Raw genomic sequence first — 18216 nt, forward strand, 5'->3', positions numbered from 1 at the left:
ATTTGTCAGTATGTGGAAAAAATAAGGCCTCATTAAAAAAATAATTGAAATAACTTAAGATAAGCTAAGTTACATATTTAAATCCAACGCATGTTCAATGACTTTGAAAATGATCCTTCCGAAGACATGCGATTTTCGGTGGAGCGGTATGAAGAGATGATCAGGAATAAGGATCAGTATTTTTTTGACACAGAAGCATTTGAAAATATAATAGACTACTATCTTGATAAGAATGATCCGATAAAATCTTTGCAGGTAATTGATTACGCAATTAACCAGCACCCCTATGCCCCGGTTTTCATGATCAAGCAGGCCCAGCTTTTATTGCTGACCAATCAAACGGAAAATGCCCTGGAATTGCTTGAGCGGGCTGAATCCATGGAACCTTCCAACCCGGATATTTACATGATCCGCGGGAGTATTTATGATAAGCAGGAGCAGCATGCAAAAGCCCTGGAGAACTACCAGAAAGCCCTGATCTTTTCTGATGAGTCGGAAGAGATCTATCTCCAGATCGCCTATACCTATCAGAACCTGGGCAGGTTTGAAGATGCCATCACGTTCCTGAAACGCTGCCTTGAGAAGGATATGGAAAACCAGGAAGCGCTTTACGAATTGGCTTTTTGCTTTGATATTCTTGACCGCCAGGAAGAAAGCATCGACTTCTATCAGAAGTACATTGACGAAGAGCCTTATTCCTACGCGGCATGGTACAACCTAGGCAATGCGTTTAATAAGCTGGGCCTTTTTGAAAAAGCCATAGACGCCTACGATTACGCGCTTCTTATAAACGATAATTTTGGCGCGGCTTACTTCAACAAGGGGAACGCGCTCATGAACATGGAACGCTATTCCGAAGCCATCCAGGTATTCCGGCAAACCTTTGAGTACGAGCAGCCGGGTGCGGAGATCTATTGCAATATCGGCGAGTGCTACGAAAAGCTGGAGAACATGGACGAAGCCCGTGCATTTTACAAGAAAGCCGTAAAACTCGACCCGCATATGGCAGACGGATGGTATGGCATCGGTATCACCCTGGACTTCGAGGAGCGCTGGTTTGAGTCGCTGCACTTTTACCGCAAAGCCCTTGACCTGGATGCAGAAAATGCGGATTACTGGTTTGCGATGGGCGACTCCTATTATAAGCTCGGGAACATGGAAGAAGCCGGCAGGTGTTATACAAAGGTGACCGAAACCGACCCCCTTGACATAGAGATATGGCTGGACTTTTCCGCGATGCTTTTTGAACAGCGGGAAACGGAAAAAGCCATTTCCGTTATTAGCGAAGGTATTAAGAATAATCCCGCTTCACCGGAATTGTATTACCGGCTGGTCGTCTATCTTTTCAGCGACGGACAGTATAATGAAGCGCTTAACACCCTTCAACATGCGCTGAATATGGATCCTGAAAAATATGAGTTACTCTTTGATTACCTTCCCCAGCTACAGGACAACAAAGTGATCATAGACATTATTAACCGCTACACGAGGGAAAGGTAAATGAAACCACTTTGGGGTATAGACCTTGGAGGGACGAAAATAGAGGGCGTAGTTATCGAAAGCAGGGAGCATCCACGGGAGCTTGCCCGCCTCCGGATCCCGACAGAAGCGGGGGAAGGCTACCTCCACATTGTTCAGCAGGTAAACAAACTGATAACGGCGCTGGAAAAAGAAACAGGCCTCAAGCCTGAAAGGATCGGAATAGGGACTCCCGGCGTTCTGGAACCTTCCACGCTTACCATGAAGAACTGCAACACCACCGCGCTGAACGGCAAACCCTTTAAAACCGATCTGGAAGCAGTAACCGGCCTGCCGGTAAAAATGGCCAACGATGCCAATTGCTTTGCCATTGCCGAAGCCTGCCTTGGCGCCGGAAAGCCTTTCCTGCAGGAGTCCGAAGTAATTTTCGGGGTCATCATGGGAACCGGCGTAGGCGGCGGGATCGTGATCGATGGAAAAGCCATTACCGGCCTGCAGGGAATAGCCGGGGAATGGGGCCATAATTTCCTGGACGAGTCCGGCGGCCCCTGCTACTGCGGAAGAAGCGGCTGCGTAGAAACCATCCTTTCCGGGCCTTCGCTGGAACGCTATTATGCCTGTATCAGCGGGGAAAAGCTTCCGCTCAAAGAGATCGTTGCCCTTTACCGGCAAGGCTTCGAGCATGCCTGCGCCACCATGCAGCGGATGAACCACTTTTTTGGAAAAGCCATCGCCAACGTGATCAATATTGTAGACCCTCACCTGATCATCCTGGGAGGAGGCCTCGGGAATATCGATCTTCTTTATACAGAAGGCATTAAATCAGTCGAAAAATTCATTTTTAATCCCAGGCTGGAAACCAGGTTCCTGAAACCTGAACTGGGCGATAGCGCCGGTGTTTTTGGCGCCGCTTTATTGTAACCGTCTGCTAAAAGGTTTTAGAAGTTATTTGCACTTCACTTGCCTTTACCGGGTAGCCCCGGGCGCAAAAGATTGCATCAATCGTTTTGCATTTTTATAGGCTTTTTCTACCTTTATCATAAGTTTACCAAGTATTGTAATAATACTGTATACTAAACCTATTTTTAAACCAAAGCCACATCGCCGTGGAACACGACCTCGAAAAAGCATATGCTTATTTAAGAGACTTTAGCGATTTGGAAAGTTCCCTGGAGAATGAACTGAGAACAAACCAATTTATAAAAATCAGATCTTTCAGCAGGAAACATCGTTTTACCAGCATGGGAAGCCCGGCGCAGTACATCGCCTTCCTCGAAAAAGGCTATGCCTTAGCCTACCGGAAGCGAGCGGACACCAGGGTCGTCTCCTGGTTCAGATCGGCGCCTTCCGGGATCATCCCGGAAAATTTTTTCACCGGCAATGCCTGCCAGGAGGAGATTGTACTCAATGCCGGCAGCAGCATCGTATATACCTGCCGGCAAGGCATCGGCGACCTTTTCAGGAAACATCCTAAAACCGCAGAATTTATCCGCCTTATCCAGGAAAAACATCTCCACGAAAACGAAGAGGAAAAAATGCTGCTGCGAGGATTATCCGCCAGGGAAAAATACATCCACCTGGCAACCACTCGTCCGGAAATAATAGAAAACTTTTCCGGGAAAGACATTGGCTCTTACCTTGGTATCAGGCCCCGGCAACTCTATAACATCCGCAAAGCCTACGGAAAAGAGAAATTCCGGCAATATTGACACTTTCATTGCACTCCATCGCCCCGTAACTTTGGTATACAGGATTTGAATATGGAGGAACCGTATACATTTAACTTACCGGGGAAATCAATCCGTACAATGCCCGGACCGCACAGCTTCCCGAAGGACCTGGGTAGTCCCATTCCTCATACCCGGGCCGAATATATCATCGCCGGCCAGGCAGCTGTGATCGGAAAATAACAATGTACAGTTTTCGGAAAACAACGATGTACAGGAATCGGAAAATAGCAATGCACAGTTTTCCGGATTTCGGAAAATAAGGATGCACGATTTTTTCAGCGGGGAGCGCGCTCCCCGCTGAAAAGTTGCCAGTTTCGCGGCAGTTTTAACTAATACTTAACTGCTGCAAAGATGGACAAAAAGACCATTCATCACTGGATCATGTATCACGAAATTCAAAAAAGACACACCTCGGGAGAGAGTTATTCTAAGATCGCCGCTGATTTAGGCCTTGACCGCCGGACGGTGAGACGCTATACGCAAATGAACGAGGAAGCCTTCGAGGTTTTCCTGCTGGGACAGACAGAGCGCAGGAAGCTGCTGGCCCCTTACGAAGAGTTTGTAAGAGAACGTCTGACAACCCTTCCCTCAGCCAGCACCGCTCAGGTACACGATTGGCTGAAAGAGCATCACGCCGATTTTCCATCCACCATAGGTCCCCGCACGGTGTACAACTTCGTGATGTGGGTACGGGGAAAGCACCGGATTCCTTGTGAAGAAAAAGTCCGGGAGTACTTTCCGGTGGAAGAACTGCCCTACGGGTTTCAGGCACAGGTGGATTTCGGACAATGCGTACTGCGACAGGCTGGGGGCGGGCGACAGAAGGTCTATTTTCTGGCGTTGGTACTATCGCGAAGCCGGATGAAATACCTGTATTTCCTGGATCGTGCCTTTACCACCGAGGAAGCCATCGATGCCCATGAGGCCGCTTTTGCCTACCTGGGAGGGATGCCCATGGAGATCGTTTACGATCAGGACAGGTTGTTCCTGGTGGATGAACGGCTGGGCGATCTGCTGTTGACCCAAGGCTTTAAGCAGTATGTTTTTGAACAACAGTTCGGGCTTTACTTCTGTCGCAAAGCGGATCCTCAGAGCAAGGGTAAGGTAGAGAACGTGGTAGGTTACGTGAAAAAGAACTTTCTGTATGGCAGGGTGTATCATGACCTTCCCACCCTGCAGATCCAGGGAATCGCCTGGCTGGAGCGCACCGGGAATGCCTTGACTCACGGAACCACCGGGAAGATCCCGGCAGAGGAATGGGAAATTGAAAAACAGCATCTGAAATCCTGGGCCCCGGTCAGTCTGCTGAGCGATTGGGTGATGGGTACGGTGCGCAAAAACAATACGTTCAATTTCAGGGGGAATGTCTATTCAGTGCCTCAGGGGACTTACCGGGGAAAAAATAGTTACCTCAAGCTCCGCATCGGCGAAGGAGACGCCTTACTGGTCTACACCACTGCGGAGGAACTATTGTGCCGCCATCAGATCCCCCCAGGTAACGGGAATGTGATCATCAATACCGATCATAAGCGGGATAAGTCGGCCAAAATCACCGAATTGATCACCCAGATAGCCGCTTTGTTTGACCAGCCGGAAGCGGCCACGGGCTTCCTGGAACGTATCCGGCGGGACAAACCCCGCTACGTGCGGGATCATTTGCTGGTGATTCGCGAGCTGGCCGCCACGGGCAATACCGGAGCCTTACAGGATGCCCTTTCGGAATGCCAGGAAAAGCAACTCTTTTGTGCCATGGCTTTTAAAGCCTTGTTTAACGCGTGCAGCCAGCGAAACCAGGTGTGTTCCCCTGGAAATAAAATCAAACTGCTGGATCCCGCCAGTCTCACAAAAGCGGAAATCCTCCCCGCCAAAAGTGACGTCAACTTTTACGAACGCTTCTTTGAAAACTAACGAGAATCCTTAAAACAACAAACAACATGAACACGGTAGAAACCATTCAGAAACAGTGTCAGCTGCTGCGCTTAGGCGCCGTGGCCTACCAGGTAGAGGCCCTGGCCGATCAGGCGGCAGGCGAGGGAATCAGCTACTTGCAATTTGCTCAACGCCTGCTGGAAAGCGAAATCGATCAGCGCCGGGAGCGGGATCTGGAGCGTCGAAAAAAAGCGGCGCACCTGCCCGCCAGACATCGCCTGGAGCAGTTTGACACCACCGGGCAGGAAAACCTTCCTCCCGCACGCCTTCAGCAGCTGAAAGAGCTCTCCTGGCTGGATCAGCAGTTTAATATCATCCTGATGGGTCCCCCGGGAACCGGTAAAACGCTGCTGGCAGCCGGACTTTGCCACCAGGCTATCGGTCAGGGCTATCGCGCCTACTTCCGCACCATGCAGGAACTCGTCGATATCCTGAAGGCCCGGGAACTTTCTGCTCGTGCTAAAACCGATTACAGGCGATTGTGCAAAGCCCAGCTCATTGTCATCGATGACCTGATGATGACACCCCAGAGCAGCACTGAGGCGAATTTATTCTTTCACTTTATCAACCAGCTCCACGAACAGACCTCTTTTGTCATTACCACCAACAAATCTCCCAAACAATGGGTCGAGGTGCTTGGTGACGAGGTGTTGACCACCGCCTTGCTGGATCGACTGCTTTATCGATGTGAGGTCATCCAGCATGCCGGGCAAAGCTACCGGATGAAACATCGCAAATCAATCTTTGAAACTTTAAGTTAATCCATTACCTTTGGCCCCATCGTGCATCCTTATTGCCGATACAGCCACTTTCGTTGTACATCCTTATTTTCCATTAGATGTACATTGTTACTTTCCGTACACAGCAGCCCTCCTCCGGCAATTCCTTCCCGGGCACACGCTGTTCATGGATCTATGCTCTTATCGCATCGAAAGAAAAAGAGCGACTGTTTACGCAAAGGTAAAGCATCCTGTCCTGATCTTCTGTTATTTATTACAGGGGCGAATAGCCGGTTTGGATAAACAAGGCCAACCGGAAGCGCTGCTTTCAGGCAAACAATACGCGGGATTTAATTTACGCGACGGCAGATACCGGCTTGGCCTGGAAAAAGGACGTCACCTTGTATTGAACTTCGCATTGGACAAAAAGCTTATGCTTCTGATCCTCAAAAACTACCCAACCCTCGCAAGGCTGATCCGTGAACAGCCGTTTTTAGATGACAAACGCCAAGCCTTACCGCTTTGCAAGATCGACTTTGGAATAACACGAATTATCAGCCGGTTGCAAAAAATGCCCAAACTCAAAACATTTGCTGAGCCGTTTTTATTTGACCTGGTACTGGAGCTGCTGATGCACTATGAAACCCAGCTGCAAAGCGGGAACTTCCTTTATTACCAAACCACCCAGGAAAAAATATATGACGTAAAGGAATTCATCCAAAGCAACTATACCGATCCCGCCTGCCAGGTAAGCCAGCTCGCCCGCGAATTCAACTCAACCCGCAAAACCCTGGCGCGCGAGTATAAAAAGGAATTCGGCATAAGTATGAAGGAACATATCACTAAACTTCGAATGAAGCTGGCTTTACAACTACTTGAACAGAACTGCCTCATTAAAGAAGTAACCCGGGCCACCGGCTACCAAAACCCGTTCAGCTTCAGCCGGATGTTTAAGAAATACTACGGATACCCGCCAGAAAAGCGAAAAGGCAACAAAGGCTTCCTCTGTTTAGCCTATTAATCTGCCTGACCATCAGTAAAATACGAGCTACCGACCTGAACTTTTGGGACAAAATCCATATGATTTAGTTAAAAAATGTCCCATTTAGTCATTCCTTTTCCCGCATTTCTACCTGAATTTTATTCTGCCATTTGATGGGGAGTACTGTAAATACCACGCCCTGTTCCGGGCGTGCGAAGCGTGCGGATACTAACGTGGGCGCCCCTTAAAGTTTTACACCCACCGGTGTACAAACCGGCAGTACTGGCAACTTTCAACCGGAATCCGCACGAACAGAACGCTAAGCGCTGCGAGAGTGCGACGGGATAATTTCCTTTTATACTGCCGGCTGCGAAAACAAACGCGGCCGGTTTTTAAAAGCAAAGATGATGAATGAATTATTCTCCATATCAAGCAAACTGATCAATCCGGCAGTCATACTGACTGACAGGGCTGCACGAATCTTCCTGGCTATTCTATCCGGTATAAATAATGCCATTCTTCAAATTCCAAATTCCTTACCTATAAAGCTGGGCGTGATTCTTAGCCTGAAGAACTTCGGCGGCAGAATGAAGGAACGCCGAAAGTCCCGGCCGGGACTTAGGAAGCGGTAAAAGCAGAAATGGCTCTTACATGGGAGAAAGAACCATTTCCGGCGGGCTGCCGGCCGAAGCGGGCAGCGACAAATCAGTTAATCATAAAATTAAACATTTTTTGGTACCCTTTTTTTCGATGTGTCAGAAAAAAAGTTCGCATTATGCTTTTAAGCAAAATCAAAATAGCTTCAGCAGCTATCGCAATCTTCGCTGTTACAGCCGTTCTGGCGTTTACTCCGGATGAAAATGCCAGCCAACAACAAACGCAATGGTTTACCTATACAAGTGGGCCGATAGATGAACCTGCCAGCTATTCTCCCGCCGGAAGTTCCGCGCCTTCATGTCCGGGAGCGACCAATATCTGTGCAATCAGGGCTGCTACATTCGATAACAAACCAGTAATCACTCAAGATCTGGAAGAAGAAATGCAGGACGCTCTTTCCACAGGCGATGATTTAGGGCCTAACGTGCGGCTGCAGAACTGATCAGTTACTTTGCAGCGATACGAACAGGGGGAATGCCTCCTGTTCGTTTGTTTTTAGGCCTGTCAAGATTGCTATCTCTCATTCTGCGGAATACCTGACATATCGATAATTTCATCCGGTATCAGAAACACATATCGCGGATCGTTCGGGGGCAGCTCGTATGTTTGTTCACCGAGCTTTCGCTTTAAGGTTTTCTTAAAACGGTCCTCACTATTTAACCTTCGGAGATCCGACCATCTCAACCCTCTGAAAATAAGTTCTTTTCTACGGTGGCTTAATATTATTTCCAACGCCTCATTCGCATCTGAAGCACTAATCGGCGAGAAGGCATCTTTTTCATATCGTTTTTTTAACAGGTTATTCAGATACCTCATCGCATTATTTACATCGTTCTTCCTCGCCAGGCTTTCCGCCATAACAAGGTACATTTCGGCAGAAGTAATTCCATTAAATATGGTTCCATAGTTTTCTCCGTCATAACTTCCTTTAAAGGCGGCCGACCCATCCTGATTCTCCTGAAAAAAAATAACCCTCCTTAAGTCATCCTCTGCGTAGGACCGGTATAACAGCGTGTCTACCTTACAAATAGAAGGACTAATAGTAGGGCTATAAGCTACAGCGTGAAAAAGTACCTCCTCATTAAAACGCGCTAATGGAAAATCAGCTTCCGGATCTAATGTATTGTAGTCAATCAGGTAATTCTGCAGTTGGAGGCAGGAATCGGCGTAAGCGCCTGCAAGCTCATGCTTCCCCATTACCAGGTATGCCCGCGCAAGTACTCCAAATGCTGCTGCTTTGTTTGGCCTGGTTTTAAAAGCAGTTTCTATTGGCAAAAGCTCCGCTGCCTCTGTAAGATCCTGCAAAATGCGATCATAGGTTTCATTAACGGATGCCCGGACTGTTTTGTCGTGGATATTGGAAGTCAAACGTAAAGGAATACCCCATCCTTTTTCGGGGTCCTCCTCATCATATGGTTTAGCAAACAATTGAGCTAATTGAAAAAAGTTGAATCCCCGGAAAAAAAGGGCCGTGCCTTTTGCATGATCCCATCCAATCCTTCCGGCCTTATTATCAACGCCTTTTTTTTCAATTGTTTCAAGGACCAGGTTAGCAGTAAAGATACACTTGTAAGGCGCATTCCATTGTGCCAAACGAGGCGCCATATCCCCCCAAATGTAGGTGGACTGATCTTCACCTATTCGCAAAGCAGCCCAATCTTCATAAGTCAAATAGTAATCATCCGCGGCCGTTTCCCCAATTGAAGGATAGTTTACGTTCAAAAGATTCACGTTGTTGAGAATCGCCTGCATGTCCTGCAGAGTGACTGGTACAACCAATTTCTTATCAGGCTTAACATCCAGGTATTCTTTACAGGAGACGAGGCAGGTCATTCCGAACAATAAATATAAGGCTCTTATCTTCATGGCTTTCTAGTTAAATTAAAAATTTGCCTTGACTCCCAGGGCGATACTTTTAGGAGCCGGGTACCTGGTTCTTATATTGGGGTCTAATCCGGATTTGCTGGCAGACCATAATAATCCCAGATTATTCGCGTATAGGTAAACTTGAATTCTCTCTAAGGGCAATGCATGCCAACGTGTTTTCTCAATGGTATAACTCAAACTAATATCCTGCAAACGAATATGATCCCCGCGTTCGACGGTAACCTCGGAGTTGGCATAAAACTCATCTCTCCTGGAATTGGCTGGATATATCATGGAGGGGACATTCGTGCGAAGCTCGTCTCCAGGCTGTGTCCAGCGTTTTTCATAATCGGCATGACCGCTCCACTTGGCGAACAAATCTGTGTACCATAGGGTCTTTCTTCTAAAAAAATAAGCGAGGCGATAGGTAATATTCGCTGACAGGGTAAAATTATTCCAGGAAATTTTATTTCTCATAGAGCCAAAATATAATGGCACTGCGGATCCATGATAAACCAGGTCGCTGAAAAGCGATTCTCTTTCAATTGCCCTGTAATCCTTGCTGACCTCGCCCTTCAGGAGGCCCATGGGATCTCCTGTTTCCTTATCAAGGCCTGACCATTTGTAGCTAAACAGCGGATCCAGTATTATTCCTTCAATTGGCGTAATCGATAAGCCGGAACCGATGTAAAGGCTCGGCCTTGATGGTTCATGCAGGTAACGGGTCACCTTATTTTTGTGATAGCTAAATTGTAAATTAGTCTCCCAAACAACTTTTCCCTGCAGGTTCCGGCTTGCCAGTTGTACATCCCAACCCCAGCCTTTTACATTGGCGCTGTTCAACGTTAACCTTGAAAATCCGGTAGTTGCATCGATGGGAACTGAAGCCAGCAGGTTTTCAGAATTCTTTCTATAATATTCCAGGCTACCCCTGATTCGATTGTCCCGGGTGGATATATCCAACCCGATATTAAACATTCCCACTTCTTCCCAGCTAAGGTTGGGATCAGGTGGGTTGTCGACAGAAGCGAAAAACTGGTTAGTAATAGGATCAGGTCCATAATAAGAAATCGTCGCATACGCAGAGCGGCTGTTATCGATATTTCCGCTGCGTCCGTAAGTAATCCTGAGTTTTAATTCAGGCAGAGCTTCGGTATAAAATCTTTCCCTGGATATATTCCAGGATGCGCCGGCAGACCAGAGTGGATTCCATTTCTGATTAGTTTTAACACCAAACAGGTTGGAAGCATCTCTTCGCGCGCTGACCGAGACGATATAACGATGATCGTAACTATAAGCAGCGTTACCGTAAAGCGATATGAACCGGTTTGTCGTTTCTCCGAAAGAAGTTTGGTTAGGAATAGGACGGGAATAAGAAAGGTTGTCGTAGCTGGGAAATATCGATACAAAATCCACATTTGAATAGGTGAGTAAATTGTCGTCGTAGCCATACGTACGGCTGCTGTGTGATTTCGAGCCGATTTGGCGTAATTCCCATCCCGCTAAAGCAGTCAGCTGATGTTTATCATTCCATATTTGGTCAGTATTTAACTGGCCTCGAAAGGCATGTACATTTAGTTCGCTGTCAAACAGGTCAATAATGCCACCTAAAGGAATTGGGCGAAGAACGCCATTAGTTTCTCCGACATTCGTAAATAGATTGATCAGGTTTCTTGCATAATAGCTTTCTGCGGAATAGTTATCGTTCCTGTTCGTATGGGCCTTTTCATATTGGTACTTGAAGATTGCCCGGAATTTGCCGGCAAAATCGTAACGCAGACCGGCATTGATAAAGATATCCTGGGAGCGAACCTGACGTGGACCCCTTCCTAGTTCATTGAGTGGAACGAATCTCCAATCCAGCAGATTTCCCTTCCCTACCGTATCAATATACGCGAAACGATAATCTTTGGGCAATGCCATAGGAGATCCCTGCTCGTCAGCCAAGCTGGCATATGGATAATATGAAGATTTACCGCTACCGGGGATAATCCCTTCATAACCAACTAAATTAAAAGTACTTTGGCTGCGGGAATCGCTGAGGGTATACAATAAGTTTGCATTTAGCTGGAGACGCGGAGAAAGCCGGAGTGTATTATCCGCCTTTAATGTAATTCTTTCATTCTGATTGCCTTTCAGCGACAGGAGGTTTTCATCATATCCAGCCGATAGCGAATAGTTATAACTCTCATTTCCTCCGGTCATGTTTAGTGCATACTGCTGATCAACGGTCTCCCGGTACAAATGCTGGAGAAAATCATCACGTACATCTCTATCCCGGAGCGCATTAATTTGCTTGTCAACATCTTCGCCACTCATCAAACCGTCTCGTTTTTTTATAAGCAATTCTACCACAGGAGACAAAACGGGCCGGCTGGAACTATTCTCCTGATTATTATAATAGCCCTGTTCAAACAGGAATTGCTCCACATCTATGAAATCGGAACTGGATATTTCCGGATAATAAAAAAGATCCGGTTTTTCTCCAATCGTCAGATTAGCATTGAAGGATATTTGAAGGGGTTGATTAAATCGTCCTTTTTTTGTCGTAATTACAATAACTCCGTTACCTGCCCGCGCTCCCCAAATAGAAGCAGCAGCGGCATCTTTCAATATGGTAATGCTTTCGATATCATTCGGGTTAATGTTGGTAATGTCACCTTCATAAGGAAAGTTATCGACAACGACCAAGGGGGCGCTATTAGCATGAATAGAGCTTAATCCCCTGATAGTAATCGTATTTATTGTCTGAGAGTTTGCTATTCGCTTGTCAAAGATCATCCCAGGGACTATTCCGTCCAGCCGTGTTAGCAGATCGGTACTCACCCTGCGGTTCAACAGGTCTTGATCAATCTGTTCGAACGAGCCGGTAGCGCGCTCCCGGGGAAGGCTTTCATATCCCGTGGAGACAATCACTTCATCCAATGTTTGAGTCGCATCGTTCAAAACGATTAAAAGCGGGCTGTCAAGCGGAAGGTGCAGTGACAGTTCACGGTTCTCGTAGCCTAATAGAGAAATGGCGAGTACAGGGGTACTGTCATTAGCAGTGAACTCAAACGAGCCATCTTTTCCGGTGGTACTTCCCAAAAGGGTGCCTTTTATAGCGACCGAAGCACCTGGTAACGGCGCTTTATCAAGTGCAGAAATAACCTTTCCGTGTATTCTATAGTGGTCCTGGGCAAAAGATAGCAAAGGCAGCCCCAGACATAGGATCAGGCAAAAGATCTTCATTTTTACAGGTTGTTTAGTTTATAAAGAGGAAATATCGGGTTCGGTCAGAATAAAGAGTTCGACTTCCCGTTCGGCTTTTTTCAAGTCCAGTCCGTAAGGCTGTAAAGCCCGGCGTAGTGCCGCGATATCTCTGAAAGAGCTTATTTTCAACTCTAAGTCTACCTTACCAGCGTAGCCTGTCTCATCCAGTGCAGGAAGGTTGCCAACTGTTTGATTTAGTTGCCAGATCAGGAAGGAAAGCTTTTCATTGTGTAATTTTTTGACAGGGTCGTCTGTATTTAAGGTGTTTTTAAATTTGCCGCCACCAGTTTTCATATTGTCTTCATCAGTAGTACGAACAAGAACCAGGCAGGGTACGCGTCGTTTTTCCATGCGTCCATTTAAATTCAGGAAACGATTGAGGTCGTTTCGCATATGGTTTTTTATCCGGCGCGTTTGCTCTTTTAACCCAACTGTTTCATCCCAGGGAAGTACAAGTTCATAACAAAAGCTGTTTTTCTGGTTCCAAACCGTTCTATATGCTTCCTCTTCATTGTAGAGATAGCGGGACTTATCAGCAACTTTCAAACGAATATGCGTTTTAGGGAGGAAGTAATTTCCCCACGCTGCTAAGTACAGCTTCAAAATCGGATAATTGACCATATATCTCCTGACCGTCCTTGCATTGCTGTCCACTTCAAAACCACTCGCTGGCTGGACGCCACTCTTATAACCGGTCACGATAGCATAGCCTCCCGCTTTTTCAGCATGGCTTAACAGCGAATTCCCATAGTCATAAGACAATACATCTTTCTTAACAGGCCAGTGTACTTCCTCTCCTGATAACAGTTGGGCGATGTTTTCTGCGTTTATATATTGGTCGTCAGTAACGGCTTTTATAACACCGTCTCTTCCAATCCATATCACATGAGGGATCATCCGGTGAATAAAAAGCTGTTTCAAAACGGTATCTTCAATCACAAAGGGCAGCTGGAAATTCTTTAAAATCGCATTTCTTTGCTTAAACAGGTCAATCCGGCCCTGGTCTTCATAAGTAACAGGTATGAACATCACGTCTTCTCTAAATTTCTGTTGAAGAAGGTCCAGTTTTGGCAAAGCTTTGATGCAGCTGCTGCAGGTAGTAGCCCAAAAATCCAGGATAATCAACTTGCCCTTATAATCATCAAGTGTAGTTGTCTTTTTCCCTTCCGGGTGATTTATTACCTGTAAAGGCAGGTGCCATAGTTGATCCGGGATCTTGTCACCAACTTGAAGCCCCTCAGGCGAAATCTGAGCAAGCCATTCATTGTTAACATCCCGCTTTTCGGATACTGAATTGTTGCTTCCCGGCTTGTTCTGGGCCTTACAATCCAGAACATTAGCCAGGAAGAAGATGGTCAATCCGGCTATAAATAGAAGGATATTACCAGGCGTGCGAAGGCATAGCTTTCCCGTCCCAGTCTTTAAAGACTTCATAATTCAAGTTCATTGGTTGGGTGGTTAATTTGGTTGGTATGGAGAGTCCCGGCAGGCAGAGAAGCTATTAAAAGACGTGGACGCTGCTTGCAACGCTGAAGGCCCTGAGCAGCCCGAACACGAACAAGCAGGCCCACGTCTTTTAAACGTGAGCGCTACTACACTCGTTGTCTCGGGTTCGATGAAAATTCTCAGGTTCTCAGCGGAGACTCAAGTGCGAAGCTTCAATTTCTTTGAAGCACGCAATATACGGAATTACCCGCTATGGTGGCGTTATATATGCTTTCACAGCTATTATTGATTGGTTAAAACAAAGGTAGCAAAATAGTTCTCAATCACAAATTAAAAAATGACGTATGAGGACAAATAATTATTCCTATTTGCTCTATGACAGGGCAATCGGAACAAACGATCCTCAAAAGAGTTGGGAAAAATGTCCGTTATTTGCGTCTTCATACCGACCTTACGGTACAGGGGCTGGCGGCTGGTACAAATCTTTCCGTAACCATGTTCGCCGTATTGAAGCTGGGAAAAGTAATATTACTTCCCGCACTGCCGGAAAGATCGCTGGTTTCTTCAACGTTGAGATAGCTGTTTTATATGCCTCCGGCTTTCCTAAGGTCCGGAAAATTGAAGAGATACCAGCTGTCAGCAGGTTCTATAAGGATAACGAGAACAATCCACAGTTTTTTATTTCCGGAAAGGACGAAAGCAGTATTGCCTATTTCGTAAGGGAAATCTTATTGAAGAAGAAGAAATATTTTCTGAAAGAACGGGAAGTTGCGGATGTCGTAAACGAAAGCAAGCGTAAAGAATACGGAAAAAGCTTCAAAAGCAAGGCAATTTCGCAAGAATTGATCCGGCTGGTAGGCAAAGGGTTATTAGCCCGTAAAGATAAAACCGGTAATGGCAAGCGGTTTTTGTATTACCAACCTTCTTCCTGAATATTTCTCAACCGTTCTTTCCCTAGCCCCCCCTTAAAACATATCCAGCGTACTCCGGGCTTCTTCCAGCATTTTTCCGGCCGGGACCGTGGCCAGCTGCGGAATGTTTTTGAAGGGTTCCAGCATGGCTTGTAATTTTTTCAGCCCTTCGGTGTCGCCGTTTTCTTCCAGTTCGGCTTTTAAGACGTGGATCTTTACGTAGTCCTCAATGCCGTCGATCATTTTTTCGAAACGGATGGAACTGCGGGCGCCCGGGTAAACCAGGTAGGTATCGCCGGCGGGCCAGGAACGGAAGCGGGTGTCTCTCAGCGGATCTTCTACCCAGCAGTTATAGGCCCAGCGCAGGTAGCCGTCATAGCCTTTGGCTGCCGAATGCCAGGCAAGCCAGGTGGATTCGGCGGGGGGCGAAAAAGTAAAGGTGTTGGGGTAGGCCTCCACGCAGCAAGTGTAATAGGTGGTTATCTTTCCTTCTTCCCGGCGCAGCTGCATGGTGTCGGCGCTCATGTGCTGGGCGGAAGCCAGGCAATAATCATAGATATCGGGGGCGATCTCGGAATGATAATTACCCGCAAGAGCTATTTTAAAGTCCTTGTCGACGCTTTTCACCAGTTCTATTACGGCCTGCATGGCTTCAAGGGGGCGTTCGTCCATGGCAATGGTGGTTCTTTCAAACCAGCCTTTTTCTTTCAGGTGGCTGGCAAAGCTTTCCAGCATAGGGCGCCAGTGGGCATTGTATTCGGTGGTGCCCGGTTCGGCCACGATCAGGGTGTCCCTGCCCAGGTTCTCGTCGTAATAATAGAATTTCAGGTTCCAGGGGACCATCGAGTAGCAATTGATCTGCCGGCCGATGCCCAGGTCAGACATGTATTCCACCCATTTATCAAAAACGCTGTAATCGTATTCCCAGCTTCCGTCTTTCTTTTTTACCCAGCGTACCATGGATTCATAAATATCATAGGTCTGGCTGTTCCAGGGGTCATGGATAATGCTGGCGGTAATGATCTTCTGACCGGCATCCGCCAGGAGTTCCATGGAAGGCGTCATTGCCTCAAAATGGGCGGGTGACCAGTTGTCTACCTGGTTTACCCTTGATACGGAAAAGGGATTCTGCCAGAGATCTAGGTGAAAGGTCCATTCGGAAGGCGGCGGCAACACATGATCCTGCACTTCCAGTTTAACGGTAAGCGGCTTTACTTCGGCCTTTCCGCTATTTTCTATGGTAAGGGTGCCGGTATAGTCCCCGGCGGCGGCGTCACGCGGCACCTCTATCTGTATCCATACGGGGCGAACGCTTCGGGCCGGGATATCCATGGCAGGAATTACGTCAATTACATCGGCCACGAGGGAGGAATCGAAATCGGCGGGTTTGCGATGTCCGCATCCCCCGGCAAACTCATCGGTCATTACATATCGCACAAAGCCGGCTTCTACCGCGGTAGCAGGAATTTTTTCGCCCTGCGATGTTGCCAGCTCCGAAACATTCACTTTTACTGCGGGAATATCTTCAGTAGCCCACAATACCACCTGGAGGTTTACTTTTTCGCCTTTCCACGCCTTTCCCTGCCAGTCAAGCCGCCCATCTTTAGTTCCCGCATCAAGCACATCGGTGTCAACGGGTGGCACCTGGCTCTTGGCATACCGATGGTTGGTACTGCCAAACCGAGCATAAAGAGGCTTGTCCAGCTCGCTCCAGGCGGCTTCGTCTGCCGGGTCGGGGTCCGGAAGTTCCTGGTAATCGGCGAAGATCACATTGCTGCCGGAGGATGCCGTTTGGTTGCTTGTCGTACAGGACGCAAGCAGCGCTGCAAGGGAAAAGAAAGGTAATGCGAATTTTATCATTTAAGCCAGAATTGATATTCTCGCTAAATTAGTATTTTGCGGCAGTTTGCCCAAATTTGCTATAAATGGACGTTGATAAGAATCCCTGGAAAATACTTGGCCGGAAAGAAGTTTACGACAATCCCTGGATAAAATTAACGGAATACGCGGTATTGAATCCCGCCGGAAACCAGGGAATCTACGGAAAAGTTTCCTTTAAAAATACGGCAATTGGCATTCTGCCCCTGGATGAACAAGGAAATACCTGGCTGGTAGGTCAATACCGCTTCCCCCTTGGGCAGTGGAGCTGGGAAATTCCCGAAGGCGGGGGCATGCTGGGCACTGACCCGGTGGAAGCGGCCCGCAGGGAGCTGCTCGAAGAGACTGGCCTGAAGGCACGGAATATGCAGGAATTGCTCCGAATGCACCTCTCCAATTCTGTTTCGGATGAGTTTTCCATTACTTACCTGGCCACCGGCCTGACGCAGCACGCACCGGAGCCGGAAGAAACCGAGCAGCTGATCATAAAAGAGCTTCCTTTTGAAGAAGCAGTTGAGCAGGTAATGTCCGGCATCATTACCGACTCTATGTCTGTGGCCGCCATTTTGAAGGTGAAACTATTATTGGATAAGGGAATGCTGCCATGAAAATGCTGTTGGAATACATACTTTCCCTTATTTATTACGTCTGGTTCGGGCTGGTATTCCTTGGCTTCCACGTGGCCGGACTTATCGCCTATCGTAACAGAAACCGGATTTCCTTGCTGCGAACAAAGGAATATTTCAGCCTGTTTATTATAAAAGGCTTGCTGATCCTGAACAACCGGGTTAAATTCACGAATACGCATCGCCTTCCTCAGGGCCGCCCGCTGCTTATCGTGACCAATCATCAAAGTATTTATGATATTCCGCCTATTGTCTGGAATCTTCGCCGCCATCACCCGCTCTTCGTGGCCAAAAAAGAATTGAGCCGGGGAGTTCCCTTTGTTTCCTTTGTGCTTCGCCATTCCGGGGCCGCCCTGATTGACCGGGGCAACAGCCGGCAGGCGATAAAAGCCATTGCAGAAATGGCCAGGGTAGTTCAGCAGGAACGCCTTTCTATGGTAATCTTCCCCGAAGGCACCCGCAGCAAAGACGGCCGCCTGAAAACCTTTGCCTGGAAAGGACTTGCCACTATGCTCCATTATTGCCCGGATGCGCTTATTGTCCCTATTGCCATTAACAATACCTGGAAACTTCATCGAAATAAAGGCTTCGCTATTTCGAGCGGCAATAAGCTTACCTGGAAAGTACTTCCTCCCATCGAACCAGCAGGCCGCAATGCAGAAGAACTGGCTGAAGCACTCCACGCGCAGATTGCCAAGGAAATTTCATAATATTCGCGGTATGATCAACACCATGCAAAAT

14 protein-coding genes are annotated in these 18216 nt (G+C 47.4%); 10 read left to right on the forward strand and 4 right to left on the reverse strand.

Annotation, left to right across the window (positions count from 1 at the left end):
- The first annotated feature begins 90 nt into the window (after positions 1–90).
- From FRZ59_RS03425 to FRZ59_RS03455, 7 genes are all read left to right on the forward strand, one after another.
- Entirely contained in the window at positions 91–1500 is a 1410-nt protein-coding gene (locus FRZ59_RS03425; RefSeq protein ID WP_132130719.1) for a tetratricopeptide repeat protein, read from the forward strand.
- Complete coding sequence (locus tag FRZ59_RS03430; protein WP_132130718.1) at positions 1501–2400, forward strand: ROK family protein; 900 nt, start codon at positions 1501–1503, stop codon at positions 2398–2400.
- A gap of 185 nt (positions 2401–2585) precedes the next feature.
- On the forward strand, positions 2586–3188 hold the full coding sequence (locus FRZ59_RS03435; protein ID WP_132130717.1) for a cyclic nucleotide-binding domain-containing protein: 603 nt from the start codon (positions 2586–2588) through the stop codon (positions 3186–3188).
- 372 nt (positions 3189–3560) lie between these two features.
- Complete coding sequence (gene istA, locus FRZ59_RS03440) at positions 3561–5117, forward strand: IS21 family transposase (RefSeq protein WP_132130812.1); 1557 nt, start codon at positions 3561–3563, stop codon at positions 5115–5117.
- A 26-nt stretch (positions 5118–5143) separates the two neighbouring features.
- Entirely contained in the window at positions 5144–5899 is a 756-nt protein-coding gene (istB, locus tag FRZ59_RS03445; RefSeq protein ID WP_132130813.1) for an IS21-like element helper ATPase IstB, read from the forward strand.
- Between the two features lie 10 nt (positions 5900–5909).
- Positions 5910–6878 carry a helix-turn-helix transcriptional regulator gene (locus tag FRZ59_RS03450; RefSeq protein WP_147698230.1) on the forward strand — a complete coding sequence of 323 codons (969 nt, stop codon included), beginning with the start codon at positions 5910–5912 and terminating at the stop codon, positions 6876–6878.
- A 736-nt stretch (positions 6879–7614) separates the two neighbouring features.
- Positions 7615–7938, forward strand: coding sequence for a hypothetical protein (locus FRZ59_RS03455; RefSeq protein WP_132127935.1), 324 nt, complete (start codon positions 7615–7617; stop codon positions 7936–7938).
- A gap of 71 nt (positions 7939–8009) precedes the next feature.
- Here FRZ59_RS03455 and FRZ59_RS03460 read toward each other — a convergent pair whose 3' ends face one another.
- The 3 genes from FRZ59_RS03460 to FRZ59_RS03470 are packed head-to-tail and all read right to left on the reverse strand — an operon-like array spanning position 8010 to position 14048.
- Positions 8010–9362 carry a RagB/SusD family nutrient uptake outer membrane protein gene (locus FRZ59_RS03460; protein ID WP_132127936.1) on the reverse strand — a complete coding sequence of 451 codons (1353 nt, stop codon included), beginning with the start codon at positions 9360–9362 and terminating at the stop codon, positions 8010–8012.
- Between the two features lie 15 nt (positions 9363–9377).
- Positions 9378–12593, reverse strand: a complete 3216-nt coding sequence (locus tag FRZ59_RS03465; protein WP_132127937.1) for a SusC/RagA family TonB-linked outer membrane protein — start codon at positions 12591–12593, stop codon at positions 9378–9380.
- Positions 12594–12611: 18 nt separating this feature from the next.
- Positions 12612–14048: a TlpA family protein disulfide reductase gene (locus tag FRZ59_RS03470; RefSeq protein ID WP_132127938.1), complete on the reverse strand. Its 1437-nt coding sequence runs from the start codon at positions 14046–14048 to the stop codon at positions 12612–12614.
- Positions 14049–14404: 356 nt separating this feature from the next.
- On the opposite strand from FRZ59_RS03470, the gene FRZ59_RS03475 reads away from it, so the two are divergent.
- A complete protein-coding gene (locus FRZ59_RS03475; protein WP_132127939.1) occupies positions 14405–14992 on the forward strand; it encodes a helix-turn-helix domain-containing protein in 588 nt (195 codons plus the stop codon).
- 33 nt (positions 14993–15025) lie between these two features.
- Here FRZ59_RS03475 and FRZ59_RS03480 read toward each other — a convergent pair whose 3' ends face one another.
- On the reverse strand, positions 15026–16831 hold the full coding sequence (locus FRZ59_RS03480) for a DUF4091 domain-containing protein (protein WP_132127940.1): 1806 nt from the start codon (positions 16829–16831) through the stop codon (positions 15026–15028).
- 65 nt (positions 16832–16896) lie between these two features.
- Between FRZ59_RS03480 and FRZ59_RS03485 the strand changes: the two genes are divergently transcribed.
- The gene (locus tag FRZ59_RS03485) at positions 16897–17457 is read left to right on the forward strand and encodes an NUDIX domain-containing protein (protein WP_132127941.1); all 561 of its coding nucleotides are present in this window, start codon (positions 16897–16899) and stop codon (positions 17455–17457) included.
- Positions 17454–18185 carry a lysophospholipid acyltransferase family protein gene (locus FRZ59_RS03490; protein ID WP_132127942.1) on the forward strand — a complete coding sequence of 244 codons (732 nt, stop codon included), beginning with the start codon at positions 17454–17456 and terminating at the stop codon, positions 18183–18185. The genes FRZ59_RS03485 and FRZ59_RS03490 overlap by 4 nt, the downstream gene beginning before the upstream one ends.
- Positions 18186–18216 lie beyond the last annotated feature (31 nt).

It is taken from the genome of Anseongella ginsenosidimutans, assembly GCF_008033235.1.
GTDB classification, from domain to species: Bacteria; Bacteroidota; Bacteroidia; order Sphingobacteriales; family Sphingobacteriaceae; genus Anseongella; species Anseongella ginsenosidimutans.